Annotated in this window: 13 protein-coding genes; 2 read left to right on the top strand and 11 right to left on the bottom strand. The window is 59.7% G+C overall.

The window, feature by feature from the left end; genetic code table 11:
* Positions 1–79: 79 nt before the first annotated feature.
* The 3 genes from ACQZ6F_RS02110 to ACQZ6F_RS02100 form a co-directional block, all read right to left on the bottom strand.
* Entirely contained in the window at positions 80–1099 is a 1020-nt protein-coding gene (locus tag ACQZ6F_RS02110) for a sugar ABC transporter substrate-binding protein (RefSeq protein ID WP_449092444.1), read from the bottom strand.
* 176 nt (positions 1100–1275) lie between these two features.
* Positions 1276–2214 carry a threonine ammonia-lyase gene (locus ACQZ6F_RS02105; RefSeq protein ID WP_449092443.1) on the bottom strand — a complete coding sequence of 313 codons (939 nt, stop codon included), beginning with the start codon at positions 2212–2214 and terminating at the stop codon, positions 1276–1278.
* Entirely contained in the window at positions 2204–3280 is a 1077-nt protein-coding gene (locus ACQZ6F_RS02100) for a succinylglutamate desuccinylase/aspartoacylase family protein (RefSeq protein ID WP_449092442.1), read from the bottom strand. Before ACQZ6F_RS02100 ends, ACQZ6F_RS02105 begins: the two co-directional genes overlap by 11 nt.
* 129 nt (positions 3281–3409) lie before the next feature.
* On the opposite strand from ACQZ6F_RS02100, the gene ACQZ6F_RS02095 reads away from it, so the two are divergent.
* Positions 3410–4222: an IclR family transcriptional regulator gene (locus tag ACQZ6F_RS02095; protein WP_449092441.1), complete on the top strand. Its 813-nt coding sequence runs from the start codon at positions 3410–3412 to the stop codon at positions 4220–4222.
* A 47-nt stretch (positions 4223–4269) separates the two neighbouring features.
* Here ACQZ6F_RS02095 and ACQZ6F_RS02090 read toward each other — a convergent pair whose 3' ends face one another.
* The 8 genes from ACQZ6F_RS02090 to bla all read right to left on the bottom strand — a co-directional run bounded on the left by ACQZ6F_RS02090 (position 4270) and on the right by bla (position 12996).
* Positions 4270–5091 carry a carbohydrate ABC transporter permease gene (locus tag ACQZ6F_RS02090; RefSeq protein ID WP_449092440.1) on the bottom strand — a complete coding sequence of 274 codons (822 nt, stop codon included), beginning with the start codon at positions 5089–5091 and terminating at the stop codon, positions 4270–4272.
* A gap of 1 nt (position 5092) precedes the next feature.
* Positions 5093–5959 (bottom strand): carbohydrate ABC transporter permease, encoded by an 867-nt coding sequence (locus ACQZ6F_RS02085; RefSeq protein WP_449093122.1) that lies wholly within the window; start codon positions 5957–5959, stop codon positions 5093–5095.
* A 49-nt stretch (positions 5960–6008) separates the two neighbouring features.
* Positions 6009–7334, bottom strand: a complete 1326-nt coding sequence (locus ACQZ6F_RS02080; RefSeq protein ID WP_449092439.1) for an ABC transporter substrate-binding protein — start codon at positions 7332–7334, stop codon at positions 6009–6011.
* A gap of 48 nt (positions 7335–7382) precedes the next feature.
* Positions 7383–8897: a putative N-acetylmannosamine-6-phosphate 2-epimerase gene (locus ACQZ6F_RS02075; RefSeq protein WP_449092438.1), complete on the bottom strand. Its 1515-nt coding sequence runs from the start codon at positions 8895–8897 to the stop codon at positions 7383–7385.
* Between the two features lie 67 nt (positions 8898–8964).
* The gene (locus ACQZ6F_RS02070) at positions 8965–9654 is read right to left on the bottom strand and encodes a GntR family transcriptional regulator (RefSeq protein WP_083196886.1); all 690 of its coding nucleotides are present in this window, start codon (positions 9652–9654) and stop codon (positions 8965–8967) included.
* A 204-nt stretch (positions 9655–9858) separates the two neighbouring features.
* A complete protein-coding gene (locus tag ACQZ6F_RS02065) occupies positions 9859–10257 on the bottom strand; it encodes a hypothetical protein (RefSeq protein WP_449092437.1) in 399 nt (132 codons plus the stop codon).
* A gap of 544 nt (positions 10258–10801) precedes the next feature.
* Positions 10802–11980, bottom strand: a complete 1179-nt coding sequence (gene ampC / locus ACQZ6F_RS02060) for a class C beta-lactamase (protein WP_449093121.1) — start codon at positions 11978–11980, stop codon at positions 10802–10804.
* Positions 11981–12102: 122 nt separating this feature from the next.
* A complete protein-coding gene (gene bla, locus ACQZ6F_RS02055; protein WP_449092436.1) occupies positions 12103–12996 on the bottom strand; it encodes a class A beta-lactamase in 894 nt (297 codons plus the stop codon).
* 169 nt (positions 12997–13165) lie between these two features.
* Here bla and ACQZ6F_RS02050 point away from each other — a divergent pair, with 169 nt between their 5' ends.
* Positions 13166–14044: a LysR family transcriptional regulator gene (locus ACQZ6F_RS02050; protein ID WP_449092435.1), complete on the top strand. Its 879-nt coding sequence runs from the start codon at positions 13166–13168 to the stop codon at positions 14042–14044.
* Positions 14045–14069: the final 25 nt, after the last annotated feature.

The raw sequence follows: 14069 nt of genomic DNA, 5'->3' as shown, positions 1-14069 counted from the left end.
CGCCGGTGAGGGCGAGGATTCTGGATGTTCACGGAGTGGGGGCGCCGGCGCGAATGCGCACCGGCAGCCCTGCGTCGACTTATTTGCCGACAGTCATCGCCGAGGTCGGGACCTTGGGTCCGAGCTGTTCGGTATAGTTCTTTGCTTCCACCGCTTCCTTGTCGGTGTTGATATGCTCGAAGCTGAGACCGGCCTTTTTCAGTTTTTCCGCCGTCGCGTCAGAGGTCACGAAATAGGTCGGCATGAAGAGATCGTTCGGCATTTTCTCGCCGTTGGCAAGACGCGCGGCCACGGCAATATTCCAGTAGCCGACACGATATGCACCCGTCAGGACGTCCATCACCATCTTGCCGCTGTCGATCAGATCCTTCATTTCGGCATCGCCGTCATAACCGCCATAGATCAGGTTGACGTTCATCGAGCTGGCGACGGAATCGGCCGCAAGGCAGAGGCTGTCGGAAATGCAGGCGATGGCTTTCAGATTGGGATAGGTGGTGAGCCATGTCTGGGCAGCGTTGGTTGCTTTGGCGGCATCCCATCCGGTCGGCTCGATGCCGACGATCTTGATCTTCGGGAACTCCTTCTTCATCGTCTCGACGAAGCCCTTTTCGCGCGTGTCTGACACGAAGTTGCCGCGAGAGCCGACGAGCAAGGCGATTTCGCCCTCGCCGCCGAGCGACGTGCCGACAGCGCGCGCAACCATCGACATGTTGTCATAGTCCGGATAGAGCGTCGAATAGTTGCCGTCGGCTTCGACCTTGTTGCCCATGGTGATGACCGGGATGCCGGCAGCCAGCGCCTTCTTGATGGCGGGTACGACGGCATTCTTGTCGATCGGATCGATCAAAATGGCGCTAACGCCCTGGTTGACGAAATTTTCGATAATGCCAACCTGCTTTTCCAGGCTGCCTTCGGCGCTCTGCCAGGTGGCCTTGACGCCATAATCCTTACTGGCGACGTCTCCGGCTTCCTTCATGCGGACGAAAAATGAGTTTTGCAGATCGATTGCTGCCAGGCCAAGAACCTTGTCCTTGGCGATCGAAGGGGTTGCCAGCGCAAGCGCGAGCAGGGCGACGGATGCTTTCAGAAGTGTGCGCATGTTTCAGTTCTCCTCTGCCTTGAAGGCTTTTCGTGATCATGACGGGCGTTGTCTCGCCTCTTCTTCACATTCCGTCCGGTAAGTCATCGTCCCCAGTGACGTGACCTGCCGGTGATTGGACGCTTTGCGTCTATTCTTATATAGCGTTTTCTAAAGATGCCAGAATTATTCAACCTTTACGCGTTAAAACCATCAATGCCAGAGCCGCAGACAAGTCCGGCGATACGGCTGCCAAGCGGCGGGTGGATCGCACCCGACATGACCGCGGCCAGCGACGCCGCACCGCTCATATCCGCGGCGATCCCATACTCGAACCACAACAATGCTGCAGCACGTTGCATAGCGTCATCGTCGATCAGAACGATATCGTCGACATTGCGCCGCGCGATCTCATAGATGCCCTCATCGGTGCGGCCGCAGGCCATCGTCGCGACCCTGGTGGTGACCTCGGCAAGCCGCACGACGCGGCCGGCGTCGAAGCAGGCGCGCAGTGTTGGAGAGCCGATGGGTTCGACCCCGATGATGCGCGCCTTCGGGTTGACCGTCTTGATCGCCTGGGACATGCCGGCGATCAGCCCGCCGCCGCCGATGGCGATAATATAGAGATCGGCCTGCGGCAGTTGTTCCAGCATCTCCAGCGCGACCGTCCCCTGGCCTGAAACGATGGCCTCGTCTGCGAAGGGATGCATGTAGAATGCGCCCTGTTGCTCGGCAAAAATAATGGCGGCTTCATGCGCCTCGTCCCATACTTTGCCGGCGTAGCGTACATCGGCTCCCAGCCGGCGCAGCTTCTCCTCTTTGACGGGGCTGGCATTGCTCGGCAAAAAGATCGTCGCCGAAACACCGGACTGACGGGCCATATAGGCCGTGGCTAGGCCGTGATTGCCGCCGGAAGCCGCGACCAGGCCGCGCTCAATATGTTCGGGTGACAGCGATTTGATCCTGTTGGCGGCACCGCGGATCTTGAAGGAGCCGCTGACCTGCAGACATTCGAGCTTCAGATGGAAATCATTGCGCAGATCGAAGCCGGCACAATGTTCGAGTTTGAGCACCGGCGTGCGACGTACGAAAGGTTGGATGCGGGTAGCCGCGGCCTTGATGTCTTCATAGCTCATCACTCAATGCCTCCGGATATTCGTTGGCCAGCACGAAGCAGCAATTGCCGGGGCGGACCCGGCCGGGCTGGCGCTTGGCGAAGACGATACCATCGATGGGATGATGAAGGATGACTGGCTCCCGGGCGGGCGAACGCAGAAAATGGATGCGGCCGGCAACATCGCCGGCTTTTACTTCAGTACCGAGCTCGCTGATTGGTTCGAAGACGCCATCGTCGTCGGAGAGAATGTAGCCTTGGCTGCCCGGCACTTTCAGCACGCGGGCGTTCGCTTCCGCTGGCATGTCTGGCGCGCCTTTAAGCACGCCGGCATGCTTGAGCACATTGCGGATGCCGCGACGGCAGATGGCGAGCGCATCCTGGCTGACCAGACCGCCGCCGGCCATCTCGCTGCCGATAACGATCAGGCCCTGCAGATTGGCAGCTGCCGTCGATGTGCGCATCTCGCCGAGATTGTCGACCATAACAACGGTCGGCGCGCCGAAGGCGAGGGTGGCCTTGATGTTGCGGCGATGCCCTTCAGGCGTCGGGGATGGCTCGATGATGGCGCTTGGGAGGATCATCAGCGAGGAGCCGCCAGAGTGCAGGTCGAGGAAGTAATCCGCGATCGGGAAGAGGTAGTCGTTCACATAGGCGGCCGTCTGGCTTGTCAGCGTGCCATTGAAGTCACCCGGAAAGCTGCGGTTGAAATTGAGCCCGTCGACAGGAGACGTGCGCTGCCCGGCTTCGACGGCACGGACATTGATGGCTGGAATCGCGATGATGCGGCCGGTGACGTCAGCCGGATCGATCTCACGCAGAAGTTCGCCGAGCGCAATCGGTCCTTCATATTCGTCGCCATGATTGCCGGCTTCGATCAAGACCGTCGGGCCGGTGCCATTCTTGACGACGGCAAGCGGCACCTGAACCGTGCCCCAGGCATCATCATGCGGCGATTGCGGCACGCAGAAATAGCCGATCTGTTTGCCCGGGCGATCAAGGTCAATGGATGTGAAGATGCTGTTGCGACGCGGCGTCTCCAGCTTTCGTCCCGGTGTCTCAGATTTCACCACGCTTAGATTGCTCATCGAAACCACTCGTCTTTGCTATTGGAGGCATCATGTAGGTTTTATATATAGTGTCAAGTTCAAATATGAAACGAATGACAAGAGCGATGGCAATTCTTATGGTTGGCTTCCCAAGGAGGATTCGATGAGATGAGCAATGGTTCGAATGAGAGCGGCAAGCTTTCCTATTCGGCACCGGCCCTGACCAAAGGCCTGGAAGTCCTGGAGCTGCTTGCCGAAGCCGATACGTCGATGACGATGAAGGCGATCGCGGATGGCCTGGGCCGTTCAAAGAATGAGATCTTCCGCATGCTCGTTGCGCTGCAGGAGCGCGGATATATAGACCGGGATCCCGAAACGGATGCCTTCTCGCTGACCGATCGGCTCTTCAAGCTTGGCCTGCATACCCCAACCACGCAGGATCTGATGTCAGCCGCGATGCCTGAGCTTTCGGCGATCGCCATGGAAAGCCAACAGTCGCCGCATCTCGTCGTCGTCAATCACGGGCTGACCGTCGTTACCGCCGCCGTTCCGGGCGGGGAGGACATGTCTTTCACGCTGAAGCTTGGCTACGGCCGACTTGCGACGGATTCGACTTCCGGCCAGGTCATCCTGGCTTTCCAGTCAGCCGCCACGGCAAAATGGATTGTCGATGAGTGCCAGGGACGATCTTCGACACCCATCGACCGCAAGGCGCTCGACAAGGAACTGGCAGCCATCCGCGGAAGGGGTTACGAGCTGCACGACAGCCGCGACTTCGTCGGCATCACCGATATTTGCTGCCCGATCATCGGTGCCGATGGCAACGCGATTGCTTCCATCATCATCGCCTATGTCAATCGCCACACGCGGGAGAGCCGTCACGCCGCCACGTTGAGCGTCTTGCAGGCAGCCTGTGATCGCATCTCTAGCCGGCTCTCGCCTCGTCTGCGCTCCTCGAAGGAGATGACTGCCAGGGGGTGATGTGTATCGCGCTCCCGCTGTTTGCCGGTTGTTCGGTGCGAAGGCAGCTAGCCCTTTACCGCGCCCGCCGTCATCGAGCCGGAGAGCTGCCGGTACATGACGAGGCCGAGGAGAGCCGGTGGCAGAGCACCGATGACCATGACGGCGGACGCCATGCCCCACTGCACACCGCCGCCGCTGGCGGCAAAGAAGAATGAGGCGCCGACGGTCATGGGCACGGCGCGGCTGGTCGTCAGCATCAGCCCGAAGAGGAATTCGTTCCAGGCGGTGATGAAGCCGAAGATGAAGGTGGTTACGAGTGCCGGGCGAACCACCGGACGGATGACCCTGATCATGATCTGGAAGACGCTGGCACCATCGACGGTGGCCGCCTCGTCAAGCTCCAGCGGTATGTCGGATATCGCATTCACCAGCATGACGAGGGCAAGGGGAATGTTGACGATCGTCAGGATCAGGCCGAGGCCGATCTGCGTGTCGAGCAGGCCGAGCCACTGATACATCATGTAGAGCGGGATCGCGAAGACAATGAGGGGAACGGCGCGCAGATTGATGACGAGCGGCAGCAGGAGCCTTTTCCCCATCTCGCCGCGGGCGATCACATAGGCAGCCGGGAAGGAGAGCAGGATCGCGAGGGCCGTGCCGATGAGCGCAACGACGGCGCTGTTGGCAAGATAGAGGAAGATGTTGAAGCGCTCGGTCTCCGTGAAGACCTTGATGTAATTGTCGAAGGTCGGCTGCTCGATCCACAGGCCGGGATTATTGGAAATCTCCCGCGTCGTCTTGAACGAGGTGATGAGCGTGACGATGATCGGGAAATTCATCGCAAGGACCACGATACCGTAGACGATCCAGCGTAGCGACTTCAGCATCCTATCTCTTCCTTCGGGCGCTCAGCCAGTTCAAGCCGGCAAGGACCAGCAGCGAGGTGACGAACAGGACGACGGAGGCCGCCACCGCCTTGCCGATGGCGCCTTCCTTGAAGAAGGCCTGATAGATGTAGATCGAAAGCGAGGTCGTCGATCCGCCGGCGCCGCTGCCGGTGAGCGCATAGACATTGTCGAAGACGCGGAACCCGTCGATGAAGCGGATAAAGAAGGCGACGACCAGCGTCGGAAGCATCAGTGGCAGATCGATGCGCCATAGTCGCTGGAGGCCCGTCGCGCCGTCGAGTGCGGCTGCCTCATGCACATCCGCGGGGATGGCGATATAGGCGACATAGAAAAGCAGGAAGGCGAATGGTGTCCACTGCAGCACTTCGATGACAATGAGTGTGCGAAAGGCATTGGTGTAGTCGAGGAAAGCGGGGCTGTCGCCGAACCATTCGTAGAGATAGTAGGGCACAGGTCCGGCGAACTCGTGCAGCACGAGCCGGTACATCAGGCCGACCATGGCGGGCGCGACCATCAGCGGCAGCATGAGCGGCGCCATCAGCACCGGCCGCGCCGACAGCAAAGGTTTCAGGAAAATCGCCAGGAAAAGACCGAGCAGGCATTCGCTGACGGCGGTGATGATGCCGAAGCGCAGCGAGAACCACACCGATTGCCAGAACGCCGCTTCCGTCAGGGCCGTGACGTAATTGCCGAAGCCGCTGATCTGGGGACTCCGCAACGTTTCGAACGAGACAGTCGAGACCGAATAGACAAGATTGAGAAGGGCTGGAAAGCCGAGGAACAGCAGCAGAAACCCGACAAGCGGTACCAGGTAGAGCCTGCCTTCAGCGCGGTTTACAATAGCCATGGTGTCAGCAGCAGCCGGATGCCTTTGAGCGGGCATCCGGCCTCTGTCCTTATTTCTTCAAGAGGTCCTGCATGCCAGCCTTGGTATGGGCAAGCGCGTCATCGAGGCTCTGCTGGCCGGACCAATAACCGGTGAATTCCTTGGCCTGCAGTTCATAGACCGAAAGTGCCTTGGCCGAGGTGGCGCCTGTCATCACATAGCCGTACTTGCTGGCAAATTCGCCGAGCTTGACCAGATCCGGACGCTCCTTGGCCACCTTGGCGACAACATCGGGTGTGAGCGCCGGTGAGCCGCCCGCGCGGGCATAGGCAAGGGCCGCGTCTTCGGAGGACAGCCATTTCAGGAACTTGACGGCGCCTTCCTTGTTCTTGGCGTTCTTGTTCAGGCCGAGGCCAAGACCGTGGATGTGGTCGGCGCGTCCATCCGGTCCAGCTGGCGGGGCTACGACACCGGTGACGTCGGCGACAGCGGGCGATTTCTTGGCGTCGGTGAGTTCGGCTGCAGCAGCATTCCACTGCAGGGCAGTCGCCGCCTGTCCGGAGCTATAGGCTGCGTTGGTTTCGGCATATTCGTAGCTCAGCGAATCCTTCGGCGAGACGCCTGCGTCATAAAGCGTCTTGTAGAGTGTCAGGCCAGTCTTGTAGGCGTCGGAATCGACGGTGATATTGCCGCTGGCGTCCATCCAGTCGCCGCCATAGGCACGGGGAAGGGATTGGAACACCATCATGTTGAAGAGCAGGTTCTTCATTTGCAGCACGGCGCCATAGCGCACCGGGCTTTGGCGGTTCACCTGCTTGCTGAAATAGAGCGACGTTGCCGCCCAGTCATCCCAGGTCCATTCGTCAGGTTGCTTGGGAGCAAGTTCCTTGCCGAGATATTTCTTGGAGATTTCGGCATATTTGGCCTTGGCGTCGGGGTCGGCGATAAGCGCGTCGACCAGATCCTTGCGGTAATACATGAAGTGCAGCGACAGGTCCGTCGGCACGCCATATTGCTTGCCATCGAACTGCATGGTCTTCAGCACCGTATCGCCGAATACCTTCGGCGCGTCGGCGTTGAGCTCGATCGGCTCCATATAGGGTGCGTAACGGCCGATCGAATAGGTCGCGACGAGGTTGACGTCGAAAGCATCGGAGCCGGCGGCCATATCGGCCTGAAGCTTGTCGAAAAAGCCGTCGCGGTTGAAGAAAAGCAGCTCGATCTTGTCGGCGTCGGACGCGGTCTTGTTGTAGAGATCGGTGGTGGCGCGCAGTGCGGTTTCCTCAGAACCACCCGGCCAGCCGAGCACGACCACCTTGGCGTTCGCGAGGCCCGGCAATGCCGTTGCCGACAGCATCAGGGCGAGCATTGCAGACGATAAGTATTTGAATTTCATTATTGTTCCCTTTCCTTTATCGTTGTTTTTGACTTGCATTGAGCTTGCTTATCGATCGCGCCTCGCAAGATCGGCGGCACCGATGATGCCGGCATGGGTGCCAAGGCTCGCGGCGACCAGATGTGGTGCGATATGCGCGGAAAGTCCGGCCAACTGGGCCTCGACGGCATCGAGATAGCCAGGCGCGAGGCCTATGCCACCGCCGATGACGATGCGCTTGGGGGCAAACATCATCTGGATGTCGCGGCAAAGGAGCGCGACGCGCGATGCCGATTGAGAGATGATGGCCTGCGCCCAGGCCGCGCCGTTGCGGGCGTGCCGGAATATCTCCGGGGCTTCGACCGCATGTCCGGCGCTCGCGGCTTCGGTCGCCATCCAGCGGCCGGAAACGATGTCTTCCAACGGAGATTGGCCGAGCGTCGGGCTGCGGAGCAGGCCGAAATGACCGGCAAGACCAAGCAACGGGCGTCCATTCACCACCACGCCACCACCGATGCCGGTTGAGATGGTCAGGAAGACGGTGTCTTCATTCTCACCCGCTCCGAACCTGTGTTCGCCCCAGGCTGCCGCCTGGGCATCATTGACGGCAAACACCGGTTTGTCGAACAGCTTGCCGGCCTTCGCCACTAGGGGATAGCCATCCGGGATCGCAAGCGTCGCGGGATTGAGCGCCGACCAGTGCCCGTCGCTGATGATGCCGGTCGCCGCAATGCCGACGCGGTCATATCGACCATTCCAAGGTTCTGCCTGTTCGGCGATTGCCGCCAGCCAGGCGTCGGGTCCTGCCTCCCGGCTGGTTGCGATGGTCACCTCGGCCAATACCTGTGCACCGCGAACCAACGCCGCGAGCATCTTGGTGCCACCGATATCGATGGCGAGCGTTGCTGTATCTTGCTTCGAAAAAGCTGCTGAAATAGCGTCGTGAAACCATGAAGTCACATGCTCGGTCCGCGTGATCGCCGATCCGACGACGACGGCGCAAGCGCCGGCGCGCGCCGCTTCGGCTGCCTGTTCCGGCGTGCGGATGCGGCCCTCGGCGATCACATAGGGCGTCAGCTGCCGCATGGTTGAGATCAATGCGATATCCGGCTCCACCGGCTCAGGGCCGCCGACATAGCCCGACATGGTGGTGCCGACGAAATCGACGCCGGCCGAAAGCGCACGCTTCGCATCATCCATGCAAGAGCAATCCGCCATGGATAACAGGCCTCTCGCCTTGATGGCGGCGAGTAGTGTGTCGATCGTTTCGGGCCGGGGCCGGTCGGTCGCATCGAAGGCGATGATGTCGGCGCCGGCATCGGCCAAAGCCTCGACATCGGCGACGAAGGGGGTGATGCGCACCGGGCTGTCATTGAGATCGCGTTTGACGATGCCGATGATCGGCGCGTCGACGGCGGCTCTGACGGCGGCGACATAGGCTGACGATTCGATGCGCAGTGCCCGCGCGCCGGCCGCCAGCGCTGCTCGCGCAAAGCCGGTGACAAAAATTGCCTCGTCCATCGCTCCGTCAGGCACGGGCTGACATGAGACGATAAGACTTAGATTGAGATCTTCCTTGCGCATTCGGCACCCCTTTCGGAGCGCCACGATAGACGACACTTACCAGAAAGCAACCGGTTTTAAACTGGTATTATCTCTGAAGCTCGAAGACGAAGTCGTAGACCTCGCCTTTGTAGCGCGTTTCGCAATATTCGACGATCTCGCCGTCACCGAGAAAGCAGCGTCGCTCCGTCGTCAGGATCGGGGCTCCCGGCTCGCAACGCAGATGCTGAGCGTCTTCGAGCGAGGCCGCGCGGGCCCGCATTCTCTGGATGGCGCGCCGAGGCAGAAAGCCGCGCTGGGCGAGCGCGTCATACAGGGAATCGCCGACCGAAGCAGGCGAGGGGAGAAAGCGCACCGGCACCGCCGCATGCTCGACCGCAATCGGAGCGCCATCGGCGGTTCGCACCCTGCGCATGCGCAAAACCTGTGCGTTTGCAGAGATGCCGAGCGCCATCATTTCAGTTGGCGAGGGACGGGTTAATTGTTTGGAAAGCCATATGCATCCGGGCTCCATTCCGCGGGCTCGCAAGTCTTCGGAAAAGCTGGTCAGCGTTGAAAGCGACTTCTCGACCCGGGAGCCGATTTCGCTACGCGCGCCTTGCCGCCGGCTGAGCATGCCTTCCTCTTCCAGCATGGCAAGCGCCTTGCGAACGGTGACCCTCGATAGCGAAAGAGCTTCGGCGAGGGACCGTTCACCCGGCAGTACCGAACCGGATTTGAAAGCATGGTTGCGCACGGCCGCTTCGATCGCTGTCTTGAGCCGCTTGTAGAGCGGCATTCCCTGGGTGCCGGAGGCGAATTCGCTTCTGACCAGCTCTATAATTTCATTCGCCAAGGAGAACCTACCCTTCCACAGAGCGACCACGGATAATTTTCATCCTGTTCGCTACTGGTATTATTCTGAACAGCTTTTGATGATCTGTCGAGGGAGGGTAGGATAGATGTCGGGATGGGCAGAAGGCGGCGAGGCCGCAGCAGGCCTCTAGGAGGCGGCTGCGCGGCGTTGTGGCTGAATGGTGATACGCGGCTTGCTGGCAACACGCAGCGGGGCTTTGGGCGCGGCGCGAGGAGCGGGTGCGATAGGCGTCGCGGGGGTTTTGGTCGCTCTCAGCCAGCGCTGAATAGCGTCAAAACCAGGTTGCGCCGCTCGCTTGAACTCCGGGCTCATTTCTGCGTCCATGCCACAGAGCGATGCAATTTCCTGCCAGTCCACTCTTCCGGCGCGCAAAGGGGGACGCGACTGGAAGACGACGAGCCCGACCATGAAGCCCTTGAGGTTTTCGAAGCTGCGGGGCTGCAGCAGCGGCGCGAGCCGCAGATCGCAAAAATCAGAGATCTTGCGTTGGAAAACATCGGAGGCGGAGCTTTTCTTTACGGGCATTATTTATTCCTTGCATGCGACCTCATCCAAAGGCCGGGGTGTGCGCGCTAAAGCACGGAAGTTAACGAAACGCAAACAACCGACCGTTTGGCCGCTTTCAATTTTTTGATGTGCCGGTATTCGGCAATTGAGGGGAAAATCACGCCGTGATTGGAGACAGCGTTCTTTCTTCGGTGCGATACATAGGCATTCGAGTCTGGATTGTCACCCGCTAAAACCATGAAAAAACTGTAACTTGCCTCGCATGCCAATGAGAGCGACATTTGCCTTGCGCCGGATTTATGAGGTGAAAGACATGTCAGTCTTGGAAATGTTAGTAAGACGCCGGATGCAGGAAGAATATGCCAAGGGCACATCCCCAGAGCGGATTACCCGGCTCCTGCAGGAATTCTTCAACGGGACAGAAGCCTCCCACGCAGATGCTGCCCCGCGCCAGTCTTCCGGCAATCGATAGCAATCAACCTTTAGAATAAGATGGCCGGCCCTCGTTTTTTTCGAGAGCCGGTCCTTTAGCAGCTCGAGCGAATACTGCAGCTGATGTGCGCTATTGCAGGTCGTTCGAGTCGGGCAGATTTTCAATTGCCGTCATGATTTTATATGCGGCCTTGACGCGTTCCGGGATCGGATAGTTCTTGTTCGCCAGCAGCACGATGCCGATCTGCTTGGAGGGAACGAAAGCCGCATAGGCGCCAAAGCCATTTGTCGAGCCGGTCTTGTTGAGCCAGCTGTCCTTGCGCGGCTGTTGCGGCGGTGAGAGGCGGGTGATCTTATGCGGGTCGAGCGCCATGTCTGATGAGTTGCCTTCCAGCAGCCGGGCAAGCGTTGTCGGATAGGCGTAGATTTCCCAACCCAGACCCTGCGTCGTATCGCCGACCGTGTAGAAGCCGACATGGGTTGCAGCGATCGCGTGCTGTAGAGTCGGATCGAGCTTGGAGCTGTCCATATTGGCTTCGAGAACGCTGAGCATGTCTGGTGCGGTGGTCTTTATGCCGTAGGCCTGCGTGTCAAGAACGCCGGGGTTCACCCGGATCGGCTTGCCCAGCTTCGAATAGCCATAGGCATAGTTGCCCATCTCCCCCGGTGGGACGCGGACGAAGGTATGGTTGAGGCCGAGCCCCCTGATGATCTTGTTCTGCATCAGCGTATCGAATGGCTCGCCCATGGCTTGGGCTGCCAGATAGCCGAAGAGGCCGATGCTGGGGTTGGAATAGAGCCGATAGGTGCCGGGAGCATAGGACGGGTGCCAGTTGCGATAATAGGCGATCATCTTGTCGTTATCGGTAACATCGTCAGGAAACTGCAGGGGCAGGCCGCCTGCGCTATAGGTGACGAGATCGAGAAGGCTTATCTTGTCGAAGCTCGTGCCAGAAAGCGCCGGCAGATATTTGGTGGCCTTGTCGGCGAAGGAAAGCTTGCCGCTGACCTCGGCATAGGAGCCAAGTGCCGCCGTGAAGGTCTTGCTGATCGAGCCAAGTTCGAAGATCGTGTCGTCCGTGACCTTCTGGCCGCTCTCTTTCGAGGCAACCCCATAATTGAAGGTATAGCGCTTGCCCTTGACCGTGATGGCAACGGCTAGCCCCGGGACATCGTTTTCCGTCATCAGCGGCTGAATAATTGCATTGACGGTCTGCTCCATTTGCGCCTGCTCGCCGCCATCAGCAGCGTGCGCGGCAACACCATAGAAGAGGCAGCTGGCGACGGCGCCAAGCTTCCGCAGTGAAATGAAATGCGTGTTCAAGATGATATATCCTTTTGGCGATGCTAGCCGTATGCCATACGTGGCGGCCGGAGTTGGGATTGAAGAGGGATGGCGATGACTGTGCTCGCCGTTACGCGGCTGCCGTTTCAGATCTCGGCGGCGATGCGGCCGATCTCGGCGATGATCGAATTGCGTTCGTCGGCGGGGATCCCCGGTATCTCGCAATAGGCAGTTACGATGATCGGCGCGCGATTTGTCGGCCATAGAACGGCTATGTCGTTGGCATTGCCATCCTTGTCGCCGTTTGTCCCGGTCTTGTCGCCGGCCAGCCAATCTTTCGGAACGCCGGCCCGCAAACGGGTATCGCCAGTCTTGTTGGTCATCAGCCACGCGGCAAGCTGAGATCTTGAAGCAGCGGACAGCACGTCGGTGAACAGGAGCCGCCGGAGGTTTTCCAGCATTGCGGCCGCGGTCGTGGTGTCGCGCTGGTCGTCCGGCGTATCGTGATAGTTCAGGGCGGGCTCAGTGCGATCGAGCCGGGTGATATCGTCGCCCAGGCTGCGGCAGAAGGCGGTCAAGGCCTTGGGGCCGCCAAAGCTTGCAAGCAGAAGATTTGCTGCCGTATTGTCACTCAGCGTCATGGCTGCGGCACAGAGTTCCGCGATTGTCATGCTGCCGTTTTCGAGCTGGGCCCCGGTTGCCGGAGAGCTTTCGACAAGATCACTCTTCGAATAACGGATGCGTCGGTCGAACTTCTCTTCCCCTCTGTCGACACGGGTAAGTACCAAGGCTGCTATCAACGTTTTAAAGGTGCTGCATATGAGCATGCGCTCACCGGCGCGATGCTCGATACGCCGGCCGCTTGCCAAGTCGAGAATGCTCACACAGATGCGGCCGGGGTGCTTGCTCTCGAGCGCCGCGAGCCGCTGCTGTTGGCTGCTGCTCTCTTCGGCACGGCCATCCGTCGTTGCTCCTGCAAGGACGGGAATCGCAAGCAAACTGCCGGCAAGGGTCTGCCGGCGTGACAATAGGATCGTCATTCCTGTTTCCACTTCGATGTTCATTGGGTGGAGGCGTGCGCGATGGAGCCCGTGGACGTCATTGGGATCCTGCAATCACCTCACGACGCAGACTATGGCGCCGCTTCGTGCCCTAGACAAACGATCAATTTTGGGCTTAGGCATGAGAAAAACTTGGGCTTAGGACACAATGGACATTTCACAACTGCCGCTGAACGCTCTGCGGGTTTTCGAAGCCTCGGCGCGGCATTGCAGTTTTACGCGGGCAGGGCTGGAGCTTCGCGTGACGCAGACGGCCGTCAGCCATCAGGTCAAGGCGCTGGAAGACGTGCTGGGAGTGACCCTGTTCAAACGTCTCCCACGGGGCCTGGCGCTTACCGATGAGGGGCATGCTCTGCTCCCGGTGCTGACCGACGCGTTTCGCCGTATGAGCGCCACCTTGAGCCAGCTGGAAGAAGGCAATTTCGATGAGATACTGACAGTCGGCGTGGTCGGCACCTTCGCGATCGGCTGGCTATTGCCGCGATTGAGCGGCTTCAAAGCGCACTATCCGCATGTCGATCTCAGGTTGAAAACCAACAACAACCGCGCCGATATGGTGTTGGATGGCCTGGATTTCTTTCTGCGATTCGGCGATGGCGCATGGCATGGAACCGAGGCGATCCATCTGATGGACGCGCCTCTGTCTGCGGTTTGCACTCCGGCGATCGCTGAGAAATTGCGCGGGCCGGCCGATCTTGCGGAGGCCGAGCTGCTGCGCTCCTACCGGCTCGACGAATGGTCTCTTTGGTTCAGGGCCGCAGGTCTCCCGACGCCCCATCTTCGCGGCTGGATGTTCGATTCGTCGTTGACGCTGGTGGAGGCCGCCGCGCGTGGCGTCGGCGTCGCGCTTGTTCCTGTTGCGATGTTTTCGCACGAGATTGAAGCCGGCCGGATCGTCCAGCCGTTCCAGATCACGGCCGTCACCGGCAGCTATTGGCTCACGCGCCTGAAATCGCGCGGGGAGACGGCATCGATGAAAGCGTTCCGGCAATGGCTGATTGCCGAAATCGACGAGTTGCCGTCATAGGCGGCGCAAATCCTCGCCAACCCCA

The sequence above is a fragment of the Rhizobium sp. A22-96 genome, assembly GCF_053521805.1.
Note: the sequence above shows the minus strand (reverse complement) of the source record. Positions and strands in the feature narration are given on the sequence as shown.

What these genes read in the sequence shown, in the direction of transcription:
- ACQZ6F_RS02095 (WP_449092441.1), top strand. Translation starts at nt 3,410, where the DNA reads ATGAGCAATGGTTCGAATGAGAGCGGCAAGCTTTCCTATTCGGCACCG.
- ACQZ6F_RS02080 (WP_449092439.1), bottom strand. Translation starts at nt 7,334, where the DNA reads ATGAAATTCAAATACTTATCGTCTGCAATGCTCGCCCTGATGCTGTCG.
- bla (WP_449092436.1), bottom strand. Translation starts at nt 12,996, where the DNA reads ATGACGATCCTATTGTCACGCCGGCAGACCCTTGCCGGCAGTTTGCTT.
- ACQZ6F_RS02085 (WP_449093122.1), bottom strand. Translation starts at nt 5,959, where the DNA reads ATGGCTATTGTAAACCGCGCTGAAGGCAGGCTCTACCTGGTACCGCTT.
- ACQZ6F_RS02100 (WP_449092442.1), bottom strand. Translation starts at nt 3,280, where the DNA reads ATGAGCAATCTAAGCGTGGTGAAATCTGAGACACCGGGACGAAAGCTG.
- ACQZ6F_RS02110 (WP_449092444.1), bottom strand. Translation starts at nt 1,099, where the DNA reads ATGCGCACACTTCTGAAAGCATCCGTCGCCCTGCTCGCGCTTGCGCTG.
- ACQZ6F_RS02065 (WP_449092437.1), bottom strand. Translation starts at nt 10,257, where the DNA reads ATGCCCGTAAAGAAAAGCTCCGCCTCCGATGTTTTCCAACGCAAGATC.
- ACQZ6F_RS02070 (WP_083196886.1), bottom strand. Translation starts at nt 9,654, where the DNA reads ATGCCGCTCTACAAGCGGCTCAAGACAGCGATCGAAGCGGCCGTGCGC.
- ACQZ6F_RS02075 (WP_449092438.1), bottom strand. Translation starts at nt 8,897, where the DNA reads ATGCGCAAGGAAGATCTCAATCTAAGTCTTATCGTCTCATGTCAGCCC.
- ACQZ6F_RS02050 (WP_449092435.1), top strand. Translation starts at nt 13,166, where the DNA reads ATGGACATTTCACAACTGCCGCTGAACGCTCTGCGGGTTTTCGAAGCC.
- ACQZ6F_RS02090 (WP_449092440.1), bottom strand. Translation starts at nt 5,091, where the DNA reads ATGCTGAAGTCGCTACGCTGGATCGTCTACGGTATCGTGGTCCTTGCG.
- ACQZ6F_RS02105 (WP_449092443.1), bottom strand. Translation starts at nt 2,214, where the DNA reads ATGAGCTATGAAGACATCAAGGCCGCGGCTACCCGCATCCAACCTTTC.